Consider the following 20,336-nt stretch of genomic DNA (forward strand, 5'->3'; position numbering starts at 1 on the left):
GCCCGTCGCCGCGCGGTGGAACCCGCCAGCCGCGGGCGCACGGGAAACGACTTCCCGACATTGCTCGAACGGTCCCATCAGAGGGCCTGTCGAACATTCGACTGATTCGGTCGTCCGATTTTTCTCGCGAATGACCGGTGTCGCGAAATCGGCGGGGTGATAGACCGTTCGGCTCTGTACAGCCTTTGTGCGTGCTGTTGGGATGACCGCATGTACAACGCAATTGTCATAGGTGGTCGGTGTGCCGGGGCGGCGGTCGGCACACACCTGGCCCGGCGGGGGCTCCGGGTGTTGGTGGTGGACCGGTCGCGGTTTCCCAGTGATGTGCTGTCCACGCATTTCATCTGGCCGCACGGAGCTTCCCACCTGAACCGGTTGGGGGTGTTGGACCAGGTCAGGGCCGTGACACCCGCTCACACCCGGGTCACCGTGGTCAACGACGGGATCGCCCTGCGCGGCAGCATTCCCGAGGAACTGCTGCGCAACCAGTTCCGGTTGCTGCACGGCGACGACAGCGGGATCACCACGGAGTACTTCTCGGTTCGCCGGCACGTGCTGGACCAGATCCTGGTCGACAACGCGGTGCGGGCCGGTGTCGAGTTCCGCGAGGGGTACACCGTCGCGGAACTCCTGCAAGACGACGACGGGACCGTCATCGGCATCAAAGGGCGGGACGGAACGGTCGAGCGCGCGCAGGTGGTGATCGGGGCCGACGGGCGAAACTCTTTCGTGGCCCGCGCGCTCGGGCTGGAGAAGTTCGACGAGCGGCCGCGGTGCACCTTCGCCTACTGGAGTTATTTCAGCGGCATCCCCGACGCCGAGGCGCAGATCCACCGGCGGGGCAGGCTCGGGATGGCGATGGCCTCGACCAACTCCGGGCAGACCATGGTGCTGACGTGGGGGCCGAGCGAGTGGGCCGCGGGGTTCCGGGCCGACGTCGAGGGCAACTTCCACCGGGCGCTCGGGCTGATCAGCGAGGAGGCGGCGGGCACCGTGGCGCGGGCGCGGCGGGAGGAGCGCTTCTACGGGACGCTCGACCAGGCCGCGTACCTGAGGCGGCTGCACGGGCCCGGCTGGGTGCTGGTGGGCGACGCCGGGTCGTTCAAGGACCAGTGCACGGCGCTCGGCATCACCCACGCCCTGCGCGACGCCGAGCTGGCCGCGGAGGCGGTCGGCCGGTGGCTCGGCGGCGAGATCGACCGGGACACCGCCATGGCCGGGTACGCCGCCAAGCGCCGCAGCCAGACCGCCGCGGCCTACTACGACTACGTGTGCACGCTCGCGGAGATGAAGCCGCTGCGGCACGACGAGCTCCAGCTGTTCGCGGTCCTGCGCGGCAACCAGGCCGAGATCGACCGCTTCCTCGCCACCCACGTCGACGTGGCGCCGGTCTCGGAGTTCTTCGACCCGTCCAACGTGTTCCTGCTCAACGACACGGCCAAGGAGTCCTCGCGCGACCACGGCGCGTTCGCCGATTTCGAGGCGACCTACCGCGAGCACCAGCGGAACCCGTTCGCGCTCGTGGCGGCGGAGGCGACCCGATGACCGGCACCGCGGCGCACCAGCGCGAGGATGGCGAGGTCGTCGCCGAGCTCATCGCCGCGGGCGACGCGGCCGGCGCCGACCCGCTCGCCGCGGCCAAGGCGGTCGCCGTCGCCGCGCGCGAGGTGTCGGACATGATGCGGAACTGGGCGAGCCACATCCCGTGGGAAGACCTGGAGGAGCTGGACACCCTCCCGGCGGACGAGGCGGCTCGCTTCTTCGACGAGGACTACCCGGCGGTCCGGGCCGACCTGGAACCGATGTGGGAACCGGCGACGACGGCCGCGCCCGCGATCGACCCCGACGAGGACTACGCGCTCGACAAGAACGCCTACGACTTCTTCCGGCCCGTCGGGGCCGACCTGCTCGCCCGCACCGAGGAGTTCCACGGCTGGGTGGAGGCGCGCAGGCGCACCGAGACCTGGCAGTACTCCCGGGTCCTGGAGGCGGCGCCCGGCGGGGTCGCGACCATCACCAACGACCTGAGCAAACCCGCCCGGGGCGTCAACTTCAACTCCCAGGACTACCTGTCGTTCAACGCCCACCCCGAGATCCGGGAGGCCGCGGCCAGGGCGATGCGCGACTTCGGCCCGCACAGCGCCGGGTCGCCGATGGTGCTGGGCAACACCCGCATCTCCGACGAGCTGGAGGCCGCCCTCGGCGAGCTGGTCGGCCTGGAGCACGTGACGCTGTTCTCGAACGGGTGGTCGGCGGGGTTCGGCACCGTCACCGGCCTGGTCCGGCAGGAGGACCACGTCCTCATCGACCGCCTCGCCCACTCGTGCCTCCAGACGGGAGCGCGCGCGGCGACCAGGAACATCACCCGCTACACCCACCTCGACGTCGAGGCCGTGCGCACCCACCTGGCCCGCATCCGCGCCACCGACACCCACAACGGCATCATGGTCATCACCGACGGGCTGTTCTCGGTGGACGCCGACTGGCCGGACCTCGCCGCCCTCCAGGCGGTCTGCCGCGCCCACGACGCGACCCTGCTGGTCGACGTCGCCCACGACCTCGGCTCGATGGGACCCGGCGGCACCGGGGTCCTGGGGATGCAGGGGGTGGTGGGCGAGATCGACCTGGTCATGGGCGCGTTCTCCAAGACCTTCGCCTCCAACGGAGGCTTCGTCGCGGCCGGGTCGCCCGCGGTGAAGCAGTACATCAAGATGTTCGCCGGGTCCCACTTCTTCTCCAACGCCCTGTCGCCCGTGCAGACCGCGGTGGTGCTCAAGGCGGCCGAGATCATCCGGACCGACGAGGGCGACGCCCTGCGCGGGCGGCTGTTCTCGGCCATCCACGCCCTGCGCGACGAGCTGACGACGCGCGGGTTGACCTGCATGGGCTCGCCGAGCCCGATCGTGCCGGTCCTGATCGGGAACGAGAAGCTGGCCCGGACGGTCAACCGCCTGCTGTTCGACCGCGGGGTGCTCGCGTTCATGGTCGAGTTCCCGGTCACCCCGACCGGCGCCTCGCGCTTCCGGTTGCAGGTGCAGGCCGCGCACGAGCCGGAGCAGGCGAGGGAGGCGGCCCGCATCATCGACGGGGCGCTGCGCGACGCCAAGGAGTACCTGTCCAGCGCGTTCGGCAACTCGTTCTAGCGGGACGGGGGGCGCTCGCGGTGGACCCCGGGCGCCCCCATCCCGGTGACCGTCAGGCGATCCGGTAGGCGGCGGCGCCGTTGTGCAGGAAGCGGGCGCGGCCGTGGTCGTCGGAGCCGACCAGGGACAGGACCTGGTGGCCGTCGGCCTTCGGTCGGGCGGTGATGACCGAGTCGTCGTTGAGGCGGACGACCTCCACGTGGTTCTCGGGTCCGCCGAGGAAGGACTCGGCGATCCCGTTGCGCGCGCGGTAGGTGAGGAACGCGCGGTCGTGCTCGCCGGCGAGGGTGATGTCGTACAGGGTGGAGCGGTAGGTGCCGCACACGCGGTCCGCGTCGATCCGGGTCGGGTTCGGGGGCGGCACGGGCAGCGGCGCCGTCTCGACGCCGGCGAGTTCGCCGAGGGCCGTGCCGAGGATCTCGTGGGCCAGTGGCTCGCCGCCGGTGCTGTTGGTCAGCACGGCCACCGCCACCCCCTGCGACGGGGCGACGCGGAGGAACGCCTTCTGGCCCTTGGCGACCCCGGTGTGGCCGACGACGCCGTCCCGGTAGAGCATCCAGCCGAGGCCCCAGCCGACGACGCCGCCGCCGAAGTCCGGGACGGGGTCGACCTGGGGTTCGCGCAGCGCGGCCAGCGCGGGGTCGGTGAGGTGGAAGCGGACGAACCCCATGAGGTCGCGCGCGCTGATCGCGAGGTGCGAGCCGCTGGGCGCGGCGTAGTAGGACACCGCCCACTCCGCCACCGGGACGACCTCCCCACCGGACCGGACGTGGCCGACCGCGGCGCGGTGCAGGATCGCCTCGTAGGGGTCGGTGGCGGCGGTGCGCAGACCCAGCGGTGCCACCAGGCGTTCGCGGAGCACGTCGTGGAAGGGCTTGCCGCGCAACACCTCCACCAGCCTGCCGAGCACCACGTACCCGCTGTTGGAGTAGGAGAAGGCGGTGCCGGGCGGGAGGAGCTGCTCCGCCTCGGCGAGGGTGGCGACGAACCTCCCGATCGCGTCGTCGTTGCGGCCGGTGTCGGTGAAGTGGTTGCCGTCGATCCCGCCGGTGTGGGTGAGCAGCCGGCGGGTGGTCAGGGCGCCCTCGGCGGCCGGGTCGCTCAGCCGGAAGCCGGGCAGGTGGTCGCGGACGGGGCGGTCGAGGTCCAGCAGGCCGTCGTCGACCAGTTGCCGGACCAGCGTGGCCGTCCAGACCTTGGTGATCGAGCCGATCTTGAAGATCGAGTCCGTCGTGACCTCGACCCCCGTGCGCAGGCTCAGCACACCGGCGGCCTCGTCCCGGATCTCCCCGCCGGCCAGCACGGCGACCTGCGCGCCGGGTACGTCGTACTTCGCGAGCAGCTCGGCCAGGTCCCACCCCATCGGGTCAGGCTAGTGGCACCGGGTACGACACCGCGCTCCACCGCCGCGACCCGATCGGCGACCCCGTCACGCCCCACCCCGCAGCGCGTACCGGCCGAGGTGCTGCTCGGCCACCTCGTCGGAACCCTCGATGATCCGCATGACCGCGGCGTCGCGGTGGAACCGGCCGACGGCGCTGTCCGCGTCGACGCCCGCCGCGCCGTGCAGCCGCACCGCGTGCTCCCCGACGACCGAGGCGGCCCGCGCCGCGCCGTACTTGGCCAGCACGGTCTCGTGCAGCGCCGCCGGGTCGCCGCGCTCGCGCAGCGCCGCCGCGTGGGCGCACAGCCGCTGCGCGGCCCGCACCTCCACCAGGCACCGGCCGAGCACCGCGCGCACCGCCTGGTGCTCGGACAGGGGAGTGCCGGCCTGGGTCCTGGTCGCGACGTGCCCGGCGGCGAGGTCCAGGCAGGCCCGCGCCATCCCGGCGCACCCCCAGGCCACGGTGAACCGCCCGTGGTCCAGCGCCGTGCCGACCACGTGCGACAGGCCGAACCCCGGCGGCGCGAGCACCTCGGCCACCGGCGCGTCGTCGAAGCGCACGTGCGCGATCCGGGCCGCGCGCATCCCCAGCTGCCCGGTCACCGGCTCCACCACCACGCCCGGCCCGGCCTCCACCAGCACGGCCACCGACCGCCCGTCCCGCGTGGCCAGCACCAGGAACACGTCGGCCAGCGCGCCGAAGGTGACCCACCGCTTGTGGCCGCGCAGCCGACCGGAGTCCAGGGACGCGCCCACCGCCGCCAGGTCGCTGCCCGCGCCCGCCTCGGTCGCGGCGAACCCGGCCAGCCGGTCGCCGGAGGTCAGCGCGGGCAGCCAGCGGGCGCGCTGGTCCGCGTTCCCCCAGCGCAGCACCGCGGCGGCCACCATGCCCTGCACGGTGACCAGGGCCCGCAACGCGCTGCACGTCCCGCCGAGGTCCGCGCACAGCCGCCCCACCTCGGCGGGTGAGAAGTCCCGGCCGCCGTACCGGGCGGGCACGTCCGCGGCCAGGAACCCGGCCCGCGCGACCTCGTGCACGACCTCGACGGGCACGCCGCCGTGCCGGTCCCAGCCGGCCGCGTCCGCGCGCACCGAGTCCGCGAACGCCGCCGCGTCCACGGCTCACCGCGCCGCGGCGAGCTTGCCGCGCACGAACGCGGCTATTCGGTTCAGGGTGCGGAAGTTGTCCAGGTCGAGATCCTCGACCTCCACCCGGATGGCGAACTTCTTTTCCACGTACGTCACCAGTTCGAGGGCGATCAAAGAGTTCACCAAGCCGAGGGCAAAATAGTCTTGATCCGGTTCCAGGTGGGTTTTCGGCAGTGCCGACGTGAAGAAGGCTCGCACCTGCTCGACGATCGGGTCCAGACCGTCCTCGGTACCGAAGTCGCTGGCCAAGTGACCTCCTCCGGTGAAGTGCGGGGCAACGTAACACGGTCGGGCGGGTCAGGAGAAGTTCGGTTCGGGAATTCGAAGTTGGGTCGGAAAGTTTTTCGCGTTCACCTGGACTAATGTGGTGCGGCCGATCGGCGGTTGCTCCGGGTGGGTGCCGCTGGAAACGTCGTTGACCCGGTGCACGCATTCAGTGGCAATATCCGTATTCGACTGGCGGAATCGCGCATGGATGTCGATCTTTCAGGAGCGGGGGGCGTCCACGACCTCTTCGCGGCCAGGGCGCGCGCCGACCCCGACCTGACCGCCGTGGTGTGCGGCCCGCAGCGGCTGACCTTCCGGGAACTGGCCGACCGGGTCGACCGCCTGACCGGGGCCCTGCTGGCGCGCGGCGCGCGGCCGGAGGACCCGGTGGGCCTGCTCCTCGAACGCGGCGCGGACGCGGTCGTGGCGCTGCTGGCCGTCCTGGCGGCGGGCGGCGCGGTCGTGCCCCTGTCCACCGACCTGCCCGACGCCCGCCTGGCCGAGCTGCTCGTCGACTCCGGCGCCGCGCTCGTGCTGACCCGGCGCGACCTGGCGCACCGGCTGCCGGACGCCCGCGCCGTCCCGGTAGAGCTCGTCCCGGTCGAGGACGACCACCCGCCGCGCGTCGCGCCCCTGCCCCGCGTCGCGCCCGACCACCTCGCCTACGTCCTGCACACCTCCGGCTCCACCGGTCACCCGAACGGCGTCCTGGCCACCCACCGCGGCCTGCTCGCGCTGCACGCCCACCACGCCGGGGACCTGTTCGCCTCGCCCGCGCGGCTCCGGGTCGCCCACACCGCCGGGCTGGGCTTCGACGCGATGTGGCTGCCGCTGCTGTGGATGCTGGCCGGGCACGAGCTGCACGTGGTCGACGACGACGCGCTGGCCGACCCGCGGACCCTGGTCGAGCACCTCGCGACCGCCGGGGTCGACGTGCTGGACGAGACCCCGTCGCGGCTGCGCGAACTGCTGCGCGCCGGCCTGCTCGCGGGCGACCGCCGGCCCCGGGTCGTGGTCACCGGGGGCGAGCCGGTGGACCCGGACCTGTGCGCGAGCCTGGTCGCCGCGGGCGTCGCGGCGCACAACGCCTACGGCACGACCGAGGTCGCGGTGGAGAGCCTGCTGTGCCCGGTCACCGAGACCGACCGCGCGGTGCTGGGCCGCCCGATCGCCGGGGCCCGCGCGCACGTGCTGGACGCCGACCTGCGCCCGGCCGACGAGGGCGAGCTGTACCTGGCCGGCCCCGGGGTGGCCCGGGGCTACCTCGGCAGGCCCGGCGCGACCGCCGCGTCCTTCGTGGCCGACCCGCACGGCCCGCCGGGCAGCCGCATGTACCGCACCGGCGACCTGGTGCGCCGCCGCCCGGACGGCCTGCTCGACCACCTCGGCCGGGCCGGCGGGCACGTCAAGGTGCGCGGTGTCCGCGTCGACCCGGGCGAGGTCGAGGCCACCCTGCTGCGGCACCCCGGCGTGACCGCGGCGGCCGTGGTGCTCCGCGGCGCCCGGCTCGTCGCCTACGCGGTGACCGACCACCCACCCGAGGAGCTGCGCGCGTTCCTGGCCGGCCTGCTGCCGGCCCAGGCGGTGCCCTCGCTGGTGGCGCCGCTGCCCTCGCTGCCCCTGACCCCCAACGGCAAGCTCGACCGCCGACGCCTCCCGGAGCCCCGGCCCGCCGGACCGGTGGTCGCGCCGCGCACCCCGGCCGAGGAGCGGGTGGCCGCGGTGTGGCGGGACGTGCTGGGCGTCGAGCGCGTCGGCGTGCTGGACGACTTCGTGGCGCTGGGCGGCGACTCCGTGCTGGCCATGCGGGTCGCCGCGGCGCTGGACCGGGACCTGCCCGCGCGGCGCGTGCTCGCGCTCGGCACCGTCGAGGCGCTGGCCGCGCGGCTGCCCGACACCGCCCACACCCCCGCCGCGACCCCGACCGACGACACCCCGACCGACAGCACCCCCACCGCGCCGCTGTCCTTCGCCCAGGAGCGCCTGTGGTTCCTGGACGAGTTCTCACCCGGCGGCACCGAGTACACCACCACGGCGGGCTACCGGCTGCGCGGCGAACCCGACCCGGTCGCGCTGGGCGTCGCGCTGACCCGCCTGGTCGCCCGGCACGACCAGCTGCGCACCACCTTCCACACCGTCGACGGCCGGGGCGCGCAGGTGGTCGGCCCGCCGTACGAGGTCCGGCTGGAGACGGGGGACGAGAGCGCGCTCCCCGGGTTCGTCGCCCGGCCGTTCGACCTGCGCACCGGCCCGCTGCTGCGCGCGGCCCTGCTGTCGACGGCCGACGAGCGGGAGCACCTGCTGGTGCTGTGCCTGCACCACATCGTCACCGACGGCTGGTCGATGGGCGTGCTGGCCGAGGAGCTGGGCGCGTGCTACTCCGCCGCCGTGCGCGGGCGGGAGGCCGACCTCCCGCCGCTGCCGCTGCGCTACACCGACTTCGCCGCCCGCCAACGCGCCAGGCTGACCGGGGCGGTGCTGGACGCGCAGCTCGCGCACTGGGAGCGACGGCTGGCCGGCACGGCGGAGCTGGACCTGCCCGCCGACCGGCCGCGCCCGGCGGTGCGGACCGCGGCGGGCGCGACCCACCGCCGCACCGTGCCCGCCGCCGTCGCGTCGGGCCTGGCCGAGCTGGGCCGGTCCCGGGGCGCGACGCTGTTCACCGCGCTCGTCGCGGTCACCCAGGCGTTCCTGGCCCGCACCACCGGGCAGCGCGACATCGCCGTGGGCACCGTCACCTCCGGCCGCGACCAGCCCGACCTGGCCGGTCTCGTCGGCTTCTTCGTCAACACCGTGGTGGTCCGCTCGCACGTGGACCCGGAACTGCCCTTCACCGACCTCCTCGACCGGGTCAAGGACTCGGTCAACGACGCGCTCGACCACGACGAGGTGCCGTTCCACCGCCTGGTGGAGCTGCTGCGGCCCGAGCGCGACGCGGGCCGCCCACCGCTGGTGCAGGTGGTCGTCGCGCTCCAGAACGCGCCGTCCCGGCCGCCCGCGCTGGCCGGCCTGGCGGTGACCGCGTTCGACCCGCCCCGCGACGCCGCCGCGTTCGACCTGGTGCTGGAGTTCACCCGGGACGACGAGGGCCTGCACCTGGCCGTCGAGCACAGCACCGACCTGTTCGACGGGAGCACCGTCGCCCGGCTCGTCGACCGCCTGCTGGTGCTGCTGGCCGGCGTCGTCGCCGACCCGGACCTGCCGCCGGCCCGGCTGCCGCTGCTCCCGCCGGACGAGCGGCGCGGCGTGCTGCTCGACTGGACCGCCGGGGCGACGAGCCCCGACCGCACGGTCACCGGCAGGTTCGCCGAGCGCGTCGCGCGGCGGCCGGACGCGGTCGCGGTGACCTGCGACGGGCTGTCGCTGACCTACCGGGAGCTGGACACCGCGGCGAACCGGCTGGCCCACGGCCTGCTGGCGCGCGGCGTGCGGCCGGAGGACCGGGTCGGCGTGTGCGCGCCGCGCGGCGTGCCCGCGGTCGTCGCGCTGCTGGGCGTGCTCAAGGCCGGGGCCGCGTTCGTGCCGCTGGACCCCGGCTACCCGCCCGCCCGGGTGGCCGACATGATCGCCGACTCCGGGACCGCGCTGGTGCTCGCGCCCGCCGACCTGCGCGACCGGGTGCCCGCCGGGGTGGAGGTGGTGGACCTGCGCGTCGGGTCCCCGGACGGGCCCGCGCACGCACCCGCCGTCGCGGTCTCGCCGCGCAACGCCGCCTACGTCATGTTCACCTCCGGCTCCACCGGCCGCCCCAAGGGCGTGCTGGTCGAGCACCGGTCGATCGCGCGGCTCGCCGAGGGCGACCCGTTCCCGATCGGCCCGGACGACGTGGTGGCCCAGTGCTCCACGCTGTCGTTCGACGCCTCCACCTTCGAGATCTGGTCGGCCCTGCTGTCCGGGGCCGGGCTGGCGGTGTGCCCGCGGGCTCTGCTGTCGCCGGAGGACCTGCGCGGGTTCACCGCCGCGCACGGGGTCACCGTGCTGTGGCTGACCGCGGGCCTGTTCCACGAGATCGCCGCCGCCGACCCCGGCGCGTTCACCGGGCTGCGCCAGCTCGGCTGCGGCGGCGACGTGATCTCGCCCGAGCACTGCGCCGCGGTGCTGCGGGAGGTGCCGGACCTGCGGATCGTGGACGGCTACGGCCCCACCGAGGGCACCACCTTCGCCTCCGCGCACGCGGTGCGCCCGGCGGACCTGGCGGCGGCGTCGCTGCCGATCGGGCGGCCGGTCACCGGCACCCGCTGCTACGTGCTGGACGACGACCTGCACCCGGTCCCGGTCGGCACGCCCGGCCAGCTGCACATCGGCGGCACCGGCCTGGCCCGCGGCTACCTCGGCCACCCCGGTCTGACCGCGCGGCGCTTCGTGGCCGACCCGTTCGGGCGGGGCACCCGGCTGTACCGGACCGGTGACCTGGTGCGCTGGACCCGCGACGGGCTGCTGGAGTTCCTGGGCCGCGCCGACGACCAGGTCAAGATCCGCGGCTTCCGGGTCGAACCGGCCGAGGTCGAGGCCGCGCTGCGCCGCCACCCGGACGTCGCCGAGGCCGTCGTGGTGCCGCACGAGCACGTGCCCGGCCACAAGCAGCTCGTCGCCTACGTCGTCACCGGCGCGGGCGCCGACGAGCTGCGCGCGTTCCTGTCCGACACCCTGCCCGCGCACCTCGTGCCCGGCGTGTTCGTGCCCCTGCCCGCGCTGCCGCTCATGGTCAGCGGCAAGGTCGACCGCAGGGCCCTGCCACCGCCCCGGGCGCGGTCCACCCGGGCCCACGTGGCGCCGAGCGGAGCGCGCGAGGAGGTGCTGGCGCGGGTCTGGGCGGAGGTGCTGGGCGTCGAGCGGGTGGGCGCGGACGACAACTTCTTCGCCCTGGGCGGCGATTCGATCCTGAGCATCCAGGTGGTGTCCCGGGCCCGCGAGCTGGGCGTGTCGGTGACGCCCAAGGACGTGTTCCTGCACCAGACGGTCGCCGGGGTCGCCGCGCACGCCACCGAGGGGCGCGCGGTCCCCGCCGCGCGGGAACCGGCGACCGGGGAGGTGCCGCTCACCCCGGTGCAGCAGTGGTTCCTGGCCGGGTCCGCGACGCCGGAGCACTGCGCCCAGTGGGTGGAGGTCGACCTCGGCCCGGACGTGGACGTCGACGCGCTGCGCGTCGCGGTCGAGGCGCTGCCCGCGCACCACGACCTGCTGCGCGCCCGGTTCTCGCTCGTCGGCGGGCGGTGGCGCCAGCACGTCCCCGAGGAGGTGGGCGAGGTCTTCGCCACCAGCGCCGAGCCCGTCGAGCGGTGCGTGGCCCGGATGCGCACGCCGCTGGACCGCGGCCCGCTGTTCCAGGCCGTCCTGTCGACGGCGGGCCCGCGGCCGGCGCTGGTGCTGCTCGCGCACCACCTGGTCGTGGACGGCGTGTCGTGGCGAATCCTGCTGGACGACCTGGTCACCGGTTACGACCGGGCCAGGGCGGGCCGCGCGGTGGACCCGGGCCCGAGGACCACCTCGTTCCGCGAGTGGGCGCGGCGGCTGCGCGAGCACGCCGACGCGGGCGGCTTCACCGGGCACCTGCCGTACTGGGAGGGCGCGGTGGCCCCCGGCGGGTTCGAGGGGCCGGAGCTGCCCGAGCGCGTGGTGACCGCCCGGCTGTCCGGGGAGGACACCGCGGCGCTGCTGCGCGGCGCGGCCTCCGCCTACCGCGCCGGGGCCGAGGACGTGGTGGTGGCGGCGGTGGCCCGGGTGCTGTCGCGGTGGCGCGGCGCGGAGCGGGTGCCGCTGGAGCTGGAGGGGCACGGCCGCGAGGACCTGTTCGACGGGGTGGACCTGTCCCGCACGGTCGGCTGGTTCACCACCCTGTTCCCGTTCACCGCCGACCTGACCGGCGCGGACGGCTGGGGCGCGGTGGTCAAGGCGGTCAAGGAGCAGCTGCGCCGGGCCCACCGCCACGGCCTGAGCCACGGCGCCCTGCGGTGGCTGACCGACACCCACCCGGCCGGGCACCGGCCGCTGGCGAGGGTGAACTACCTGGGCCGGTTCGACGCCGCGTTCGACCGCGCGCCCGGCGGCATCCGGCTCACCACACCGCCGACAACCCCGCCGCACCTGGACGTCACGGCCGCCGTCACCGCGGCGGGCGAGCTGGAGTTCGAGTGGGCGCACGCGCCGCAGGCGCACCCGACCCCCGTGGTGGCGCGGCTCGCCGAGGACGTGGTGGGCGCGCTGCGCGAGCTCGCCGCGCACTGCGCCGGACCCGGCGCGGGCGGCGCCACGCCGTCGGACTTCCCGCTGGCCCGGTTGAGCCAGGCGGAGCTGGACCTGGTCGCGGGCGACGGCCGGTCGGTGGAGGACGTGTACCCGCTGACCCCGGTGCAGGCCGGGATGCTGTTCCACGGCCTGTCCCGACCCGGCGCGTACGTGGAGCAGCTGCACCTGACCCTGACCGACGCCGACCCGGACGGCCTGGAGCGGGCGTGGCGGCGGGTGGTCGACGCGATCCCGGCGCTGCGCACGGGCGTGGTCTGGGAGGGGGTGCGCGAGCCGGTGCAGGTCGTGCGCCGGTCGGTGCCGCCGTCGATCACCCACCACGACTGGCGCGGCGCGGCGGACGAGGAGCGGTGGCGGCGGCTGCTGGCCGAGGACCGCGCGGCGGGGGTCGACCTGGCCGGGGAGTCGCTGAGCTGGCTGGCGCTGGTGCGCACCGGGGAGCGGGAGGTCCGCCTCCTGTGGACGTTCCACCACCTGCTGCTCGACGGCTGGAGCGCGTTCCAGGTGCTGTCGGAGGTGTTGGGCGAACCCCGGCCGCGGCGGCCGTTCCGCGACCACGTGGCCCGGGTGCTGGCCCTGGACCCGGGCGAGGAGCGCTGGCGGGCCGCGCTCGCCGGGTTCCCCGGCCCGACGCCGCTGCCGTGCGACCGGCCGCCGGACCGCGCGCACCTGGCCTGCTCGTCGGCCGTGCGCGAGGTCGGGCTGAGCGCCGCCGACTCCGCGCGCGTGCGGGGGTTCGCCCGGCGCAACCGGCTGACGCTGGGCACGGTCGCGCAGGGCGCGTGGGCGCTGCTGCTGGCCCGGCACGCCGGCACCCGCGACGTGTGCTTCGGCCTGGTGGTGTCCGGGCGCACCCCGGACCTGCCCGGCGCGGACACCGTCGTGGGGATGCTGGTCAACACCGTGCCGGTGCGGCTGGAGGTCGACCCCGGGGACGTGCCGGGGTGGCTGGCCCGGGTGCAGGCCGGGGGCCGACCGCCCGAGCACGCGGCGCTGACCGACATCCGGAGGTGGGCGGGGCTGCCCGCCGGGGCACCGCTGTTCGACACCGTCGTGGCCGTGGAGAACTACCCGCTGGACCACGACGCGCCGGTCCTGGTCGAGGCGGTGGAGAACACCAACTACCCGCTGCACCTGGTGGTGCGCGACACCGAGCCCCTGTCGCTCCAGCTGGGGTACGACCCGGACCTGTTCGACGCGGCCACCGCCGCCGCGCTGGCCGAGGAGTTCGCGGCGCTGCTGGTGGACCCCGCGAACGGGGGCGGGCCGCCGGACGACGGGGAGCCGCCGTCCGGGTCCCGTGCGGCCGCTCCGCCGCCCGGTGTCGCGCGTTCGCCGCGGTCGGCACCGCCGGAGTTCGTCCCCCCGGCAACCCCCGGCGAACTGGCCGTGGCCGGGGCGTGGGGCGAGGTGCTGCCCGTCGACCGGATCGGCCGCGCCGACGACTTCTTCGCCCTGGGCGGTGATTCCCTGCTCGCCCTCCGGGTCGCGGCCCGGCTCGGGCCGGTGTTCGGGCGCGCCGTGCCACCCCGGGTCCTGTTCGACCACCCCACGGTCGGCGCGCTGGCCGCCGCGCTCGGACCCACCGCCGCCGAGGACGCCGAAGCGCGGGACTACCAGCTGTGACGACGGAGGCCGCCGTGCGGGACGAGGACATCGCCATCACCGGGGTCGCCGCCCTGCTGCCCGGCCCGGACGACCCTGGTGACCTGGACGGCCTGCACCGGCTGCTGGCCGAGGGCGCCGACCTGGTCGGACCGCCGTCGCCCACGCGCGTCCGGCACACCGGCGGCCGGGCCGGGGACCACCACCTGCCCATGGCCCACCTGGACCGGATCGACCTGTTCGACCACCGGTTCTTCGGCATCCCGCTGCGCGAGGCGGAGATGATGGACCCGCACCAGCGGCTGCTGCTCCAGCTCGCGCACCGGGCGATCGAGGACGCCTGCCTCGCGCCGGGATCGCTGCGGGGATCGCGCACCGCCGTCGTGCTCGGCCACTCGCAGTCCGACTACGAGACCCTCTACCAGGGCGAGGACCCGCACCAGACGCTCGGCGCGCTGTCCGCGTCCTCGGCGGCGCGGATCGCCTACCACCTCGACCTCACCGGACCCGCCTACGTCGTCGACACCGCGTGCAGCAGCGCCCTGGCCGCGCTCGCGGGCGCGGTGGACGAGCTGCGCAAGGGCACCGCGGACCTGGCGCTGGCGGGCGGGGTCAGCGTGCGGCCGGTGCTGTTCACCCGGCAGGACCACACGCCCGTGCGCGGCGTGGAGTCCACCGACGGCCGGTGCCGCCCGTTCGACCAGCGGGCCACCGGCGCGGTGGCGGGCGAGGGCGGCGCGGTGGTGCTGCTGCGCAGGCTGCGCGACGCGGTCGAGGCCGGTGACCGGGTCCTCGCGGTGGTCAAGGGCATCGCGGTCAACCACAACGGCAACCGGGCGGTCGGGTTGAGCGCGCCCAGCCGGGCCGCGCAGACCGAGGTGGTGGTCCAGGCGTGGCGCGACGCCGGGGTGGACCCGGGGACCGTGGCCTACGTCGAGTGCCACGGCTCGGCGACCCCGCTGGGCGACGTGATCGAGGTGGACGCGCTGCGGCAGGCGTTCGCCGGGGCGGGGGTGGCCGCGCCGGGCTGCGCCATCGGCTCGATCAAGGGCAACCTCGGCCACCTCGACGGCGCCGCCGGGATGGCCGGGCTGCTCAAGGCGCTGCTGTCGGTGCGCAACGGCGAGCTGTACCCGACGGCGCACTTCGAGTCGCCCAACCCGATGCTGGACCTGTCCGGCCCGGTGCACGTCAACCCCGGTCGCCGGGCGTGGCCCGAGCGCGACGGCGTGCCGCGCCGGGCGGGCGTGAGCGCGCTGGGCATGACCGGCACCAACGTGCACGCGGTGCTGGAGCAGCCGCCCGCGCCGGCGGCGGAACCGGCGTCCGGGGTCGAGCTGGTGACCGTGTCGGCCAGGTCCGCCGCCGCGTTCCGGGCGTACTGCGACCGGCTCGCCGACTTCGTCGAGCGCACCGGGCACGGCCTGCGGACCGTGGCGCACGCGATGAACCGCGGGCGCGACGACCACCCGTTCCGCGGCGCGTTCGCCGTGGACGGCGCCGAGGAGCTGGTGGAGGCGCTGCGGTCGGCCGCCCCGCCGGACCGCGCCGCGCCCGACGACCGGCCGGTGGTGGTGCTGCTCTCCGGTGACGGCGTGCCCGGCGAGCGGGAGTGGGCGGAGCTGGTCGACGGGTTCCCCGTGCTGGAGGACGTGGTGCTGCCCGGGACGCCCGCGGCCCGGCTGGTCGTGGCGCAGACCGCGCTGCTCGGCCTGGCGCGCTCGCTGGGCGTGCGGGAGGCGCACCTGGTCGGCTCGGGGCCGGGGAACCTCGCGGTGCGCGTGGCCCGCGGTCAGCTGTCGGTCGAGGACGCCGTGGACGCCGCCGGGGACGCCGGGCTGAGCGCCGAGGTGGACCGCGACCGGCTGGCGCGGGTGGTGGAGCGGTTCGCCGAGGACGGGGCCGTGCTGGTCGACCTGGGCGGCACCGGGGTGCTCACCCGGGAGGCCCGTCGCCTGCGGCCCGACCTGCCGTGCGTGGAGCTGTTCGCGGTGCCGGGGCGGCGGGGCGTGCTGCGGCAGCTCGGGGCGCTGTACCGGCTCGGCGCGCGGGTCGACTGGGACGCGCACTACGCCGGCGCCGACATCCCGCGCATCGGCGCGCCGACCTACCCGTTCGAGCCGGTGCGCTGCTGGTGCCGGCCGCTCGGCGAGGTCGGGGACGCCCGGCTGCGGCCGGTCCTGGAGCGCCCGCGCGCCGCCGCCGGCGCCGAGGTCGGGGAGCGGGTGGTCCAGGTGTGGCGGGACGTCCTGGGCGAGGAGGGGGTGACGCCGGATTCGGACTACTTCGCACTCGGCGGCACGTCCATCGCCGGGATCAGCGTGCTCCGCGCGCTGGAGCGGGACTTCGACGTGCGGCTGTCGTTCGCCGACCTCTACGCCCACCCGACCGCGCGCGGCCTGGCCGCGCGGGTAGCCGAGTTGCGGGAGACCGAGCTGCGGGGTGCCGGGGGTGCGGCCGCGTCCGCGGCGGTGTCCCCGGTGCCGCGCGGCGGCGCGCTGCCGGTCTCGTTCGGGCAGGAGCAGCTGTGGTACCTCGACCGGCTCGACCCCGGCACACCGCTCTACAACATCCCGCACGACCTGCGCCTGACCGGACCGCTCGACGAGACCGCCCTGCTCGCCGCGGTGCGCGGGGTGCTGGAGCGGCACGAGGTGCTGCGCACCCGCATCGAGGCCGACGACGACGGCGTGCCGCGGGCGTACGTGCGGGACGGGGAGCCGGAGATCACCGTGCACGACCTGCGCGCGCTGCCGGGACCCGAGCGGCACCGCGAGGCGCGGCGGCTGGTCGACGAGGCGGCGGTGCGGCCGTTCGACCTGGCGACCGGGCCGCTGGTGCGGACCGCGCTGCTGCGCCTGGCCGACGACGACCACGTGCTGCTGTGGACCTACCACCACATCGTCTTCGACGGCTGGTCGCCCACGGTGTTCTTCCGCGACTTCACCGAGCTGTACGAGGCGGCGCTGACCGGGCGGGCGCCGGGGCTGCCCGAGCTGCCCGGCCAGTACGCCGACTTCGCCGACCTCCAGCGCCGCCGGTTCGCCGACGGCGCGCTGGAGGAGGGGCTGCGGTTCTGGCGGTCGGAGCTGGCGGGCCTGCGGTCGCCGGAGCTGCCGCTGGACCGGCCCCGGCCCGCCGTGCGCGGGAACGACGGCGGGATGGTGGAGTTCGAGGTGGGGGAGGCCGACGCGGAGGCGGTGCGGGCGCTGGGCCGCCGGCTGGGCGTCACCACGTTCGTCGCCATGCTCGCGGTGGTCGACGCCCTGCTGCACCGCTGGGGGCGGCTCACCGACGTGGTGGTGGGCGTGGCCACGTCCGGGCGCGTCGACCCGGCCACCCACGACCTGATCGGCTACTTCAACAACGTGCTGCCCTTCCGCACGCCGGTGCGCGGCGACGTGCGGTTCGCCGACCTGGTCCGGCGGTGCGCGCGCACCGTCGCCGACGTGCTCGACCACGAGGAGGTGCCGCTGGAGAAGGTCGTCGCCGAGGTGCTGGGCCACCGCGAGCCGGGGCGGCACCCGCTGTTCGACGTGGTCTACACCTACCAGAACGTGCCGCAGGCGACCGCCGAGCTGGCCGGCCTGCCGTGCTCGCGCTTCCTGGACGGCGCGATCGCGGGCATCGCGCCGGGCACCGCGAAGTTCGACCTGACCTTCGGGGTGGTGGACCAGGGCTCGGGGCCGATGAGCGGTTACGTGGAGTACGCCGGGGCCCTGTACGACCGGGAGACCGCGCGGCGGCTCGCGTCGTGGTTGCCGGCCGTGGTGGCGCGCGTGGTGGCCGATCCCGACGTGCGGTTGGACGACCTCGGCGGTGGTGCGCCGCCCGAGCGCGAGGACGGGGTGGTGGGCGTGGCGAACGGCGTGGCGAACGGGGTGCCGGGGCGGGCCGTGGAGGTGCTGACCGCGATCTGCGCCGACCTGCTCGGGGCGGGGTCGGTGTCGCCGGGGGACAACTTCTTCGCGCTGGGCGGTGATTCGGTGCTCGGTGTGCGGGTGGCGGCGCGGGCCGCGAAGGCGGGTGTGCACATCACGCCCCAGCAGGTGTTGCAGTACCCGACCGTGGGGGAGTTGGCGGCGGCGGCCGTGGTGGACGTGGTGCCGGCGCCGGTTGCCGCCGCACCTGTCGTGGCCGAGCCCGCTGGCGCTGCGCCTGCTGTCGCCGCGCCGGTCCTCGCGCCGGTCGTCGCCGCGCAGGCCGCCGCGGCGCGGGACGGGCGCCCGATCCCGTTGACGCCGATCATGCGCGCCTTCCTGGAGCACGTGCCCGACCGGCGCGGCGACTTCGTGGAGGTGCACGCGATGGAGCTGACGTCCCCCGACCTCACCGCCGACGTGGTCCGCACCGCCGTGCGGCGCCTGGTCGACCGGCACGAGCCGCTGCGCTACCGGTTCCGGCGCAACGCGGTGGGCACGCGGGCCGAGTGCGTCCCGGGAGAACGGGGCCCCGAAGGACGGGGCCCCGAAGGACGGGGCCCGGACGCGAGGGCGCCGTTCGACGTGGTGTTCCTCCCCCCGGGCGACGAACGGGAGGTCGTCGAGGCCGACTGCCGGGAGCTGATGTACGACCTGGACCTGGAGCGCGGCCCGCTGGTCCGGGCGCGGTACTACGAGCGCGGCCACCAGCGGGGCGGGCTGCTGGTGCTGTTGGTGCACCACTTCGTGTTCGACAACATGTCCACCGTGGTGCTGATGGACGACCTGGACGCGCTGCTCGGCGAGGCGGCGGCGGGGCGCGCCGCGACGTCCGGGCCCGCGCCGGCCGGGTGGCGGGAGTGGGCGCGGCACCTGCACGACCTGGCGGACTCCGACGAGGTGGCCTCGGAACTGGCGTACTGGACGGCGGTCCTGCGCGAGGGCGCCGCCTTCGGGACACCGGAGGGCTCCGGCGGGGGAGGGCTGGTCACCCGCTCGGTGGAGGCGGTCGCGGCGCCCCCGGCGTCGGGGCGGGAGGTCGCGCTGTGCGCGGTGGCGCTGGGGCTGGCCAGGTGGTCCGGCGCGGGGGGCGCCTACCTCACCGTGGAGGGCGAGGCGACGCCGAACGCGTACCGGCAGGCCGGGCGTGGACCGTCGATCGGGTGGTTCACCAGCCTGCACCCGGTCGCGCTGCCGGTGGCGGGCGACGCGCGCGCGACGCTGCCGCTGGTGGTCGACCGCGCCAGGTCCGTGCCGAACGACGGCGTCGGGTACGGCGTGCTGCGGCACCTGTCGCCGCACGGGCCCGCCGTGGCGCGGTTGCGCGCGGCGCCGGAGCCCCGGGTGCTGCTGGTGCACGTGCCCGGGGACATGGCCGCCTTCGACTCCGGCGTGGGCCTGCTGCGCACGCGCTGGGACCTGTCAGTGAACCTGAAGCGCGCCATGACGTCGTGGTTCCCGCTGATCATCGCCGTGTCGGAGCGGGCGGGCGAGGTGAGCCTGGAGGTCAACAGCCTGGCCGACTTCGGGCGGTCCGACCTGGGGTCCCTGGCCGACGGGATCGCCGCGGCCCACGACGAGCTGCGGTGATCGCGCTCGCGGGCTCGGGCTGGTGCCCGGGGGAGCCGGTCCCGGTGGAGCGGCTGCCGGAGTGGGCCGAGCTGGGCGACGACGAGCGGTCCACCTGCGCGGCGCTGGGCATCGCGAGCGTCGCGGTGAGCGGGTCCGGGGCCACCGACCTCGCCGCCGCCGCGGCCCGCCGCGCCCTGGACCGGGCCTCGCTGTCGGCGACCGACGTCGACGTGGTGATCACCGTGGAGCCGAGGGCGCCGGAGGCGCTGGTCAGCTCCGACGCGACCCGGCTCCAGGCGGTTCTGGGCGCGCACCGGGCCCTGGCGTTCTCGGTGGGCGGCCTGGGCTGCGCGTCGCTGGCCCCGGCCCTGCTGACCGCGTCCGGGTTGCTGCGCACGCCGGACGTGCGGACCGTGCTCGTGGCGCACGGGAGCAAACCCGCCACCCCCCGCCGTTACCGCCACCCGGTGACCGTGAACGGTGACGGCGGTGGCGCGCTGGTGCTGACGAGGAGCGGTGACGTGCGCATCCGCGACGTGCTGCTGGAGACCAACGGCGATTACGCGGACCTGTTCCGGGTGTCCTACCGCGACCGCCCGTTCGCCGAGTGGCGCGAGGAGTGCACCGACCCGATGACCTACTCGTTCCGCCTGGCCGTGGAGACCCGCAACCGCCTGCGCGACCTGACCGACCGCCTCCTGTCCCGCAACGGCCTGACCGCCGGGGAGGTGACGTGCTACCTCGGGCAGAACCTGTCGCTGCCGTCGCACCGGAACTACGCCGAGGTGCTGGGCGTCCCGCTGGACCCGGCGTGCGCGGCGAACCTGGCGCGCTTCGGGCACCTGGGGCCCAACGACACGTTCTTCAACCTCCACACCGCCGACCCGCCGCCCGGCAGCCGCGTGGTCCTGCTGGACGCCAGCCCCACCGCGGCGTGGAGCGCGGTGCTGGTGGAGATCGGGGCGGGGGAGGACGGGACGCACCTGCTGTAGCGCCGGGTCCGGTGACCGACCGCCTGCCGGCGGGGGAGGGCGCGGCCGGGGGAGCGCG

8 protein-coding genes are annotated in these 20,336 nt (G+C 75.6%); 5 read left to right on the forward strand and 3 right to left on the reverse strand.

Translation table 11 applies throughout. The features are described 5' to 3' along the window. Positions 1-210: 210 nt before the first annotated feature. Both ACFP3R_RS10480 and ACFP3R_RS10485 read left to right on the forward strand, forming a co-directional pair. Positions 211-1,545, forward strand: coding sequence for an NAD(P)/FAD-dependent oxidoreductase (locus tag ACFP3R_RS10480; protein WP_380635058.1), 1,335 nt, complete (start codon positions 211-213; stop codon positions 1,543-1,545). Beyond that, on the forward strand, positions 1,542-3,143 hold the full coding sequence (locus ACFP3R_RS10485) for an aminotransferase class I/II-fold pyridoxal phosphate-dependent enzyme (protein ID WP_380635060.1): 1,602 nt from the start codon (positions 1,542-1,544) through the stop codon (positions 3,141-3,143). Before ACFP3R_RS10480 ends, ACFP3R_RS10485 begins: the two co-directional genes overlap by 4 nt. Before the next feature lie 52 nt (positions 3,144-3,195). Here ACFP3R_RS10485 and ACFP3R_RS10490 read toward each other — a convergent pair whose 3' ends face one another. The 3 genes from ACFP3R_RS10490 to ACFP3R_RS10500 form a co-directional block, all read right to left on the reverse strand. Continuing rightward, positions 3,196-4,506: a serine hydrolase domain-containing protein gene (locus ACFP3R_RS10490; protein ID WP_380635061.1), complete on the reverse strand. Its 1,311-nt coding sequence runs from the start codon at positions 4,504-4,506 to the stop codon at positions 3,196-3,198. 66 nt (positions 4,507-4,572) lie between these two features. Continuing rightward, a complete protein-coding gene (locus ACFP3R_RS10495) occupies positions 4,573-5,646 on the reverse strand; it encodes an acyl-CoA dehydrogenase family protein (RefSeq protein ID WP_380635062.1) in 1,074 nt (357 codons plus the stop codon). Between the two features lie 3 nt (positions 5,647-5,649). Continuing rightward, the gene (locus ACFP3R_RS10500; RefSeq protein ID WP_380635063.1) at positions 5,650-5,925 is read right to left on the reverse strand and encodes an acyl carrier protein; all 276 of its coding nucleotides are present in this window, start codon (positions 5,923-5,925) and stop codon (positions 5,650-5,652) included. A gap of 222 nt (positions 5,926-6,147) precedes the next feature. On the opposite strand from ACFP3R_RS10500, the gene ACFP3R_RS10505 reads away from it, so the two are divergent. The 3 genes from ACFP3R_RS10505 to ACFP3R_RS10515 are packed head-to-tail and all read left to right on the forward strand — an operon-like array spanning position 6,148 to position 20,278. Beyond that, positions 6,148-13,815 (forward strand): amino acid adenylation domain-containing protein, encoded by a 7,668-nt coding sequence (locus ACFP3R_RS10505; RefSeq protein ID WP_380635064.1) that lies wholly within the window; start codon positions 6,148-6,150, stop codon positions 13,813-13,815. Then, positions 13,812-19,304: a condensation domain-containing protein gene (locus tag ACFP3R_RS10510; RefSeq protein WP_380635066.1), complete on the forward strand. Its 5,493-nt coding sequence runs from the start codon at positions 13,812-13,814 to the stop codon at positions 19,302-19,304. The genes ACFP3R_RS10505 and ACFP3R_RS10510 overlap by 4 nt, the downstream gene beginning before the upstream one ends. Beyond that, a complete protein-coding gene (locus ACFP3R_RS10515) occupies positions 19,301-20,278 on the forward strand; it encodes a 3-oxoacyl-ACP synthase (RefSeq protein WP_380635067.1) in 978 nt (325 codons plus the stop codon). The genes ACFP3R_RS10510 and ACFP3R_RS10515 overlap by 4 nt, the downstream gene beginning before the upstream one ends. Positions 20,279-20,336: the final 58 nt, after the last annotated feature.

The organism is Saccharothrix lopnurensis (genome assembly GCF_042658445.1).
Taxonomy (GTDB): domain Bacteria; phylum Actinomycetota; class Actinomycetes; order Mycobacteriales; family Pseudonocardiaceae; genus Actinosynnema; species Actinosynnema lopnurensis.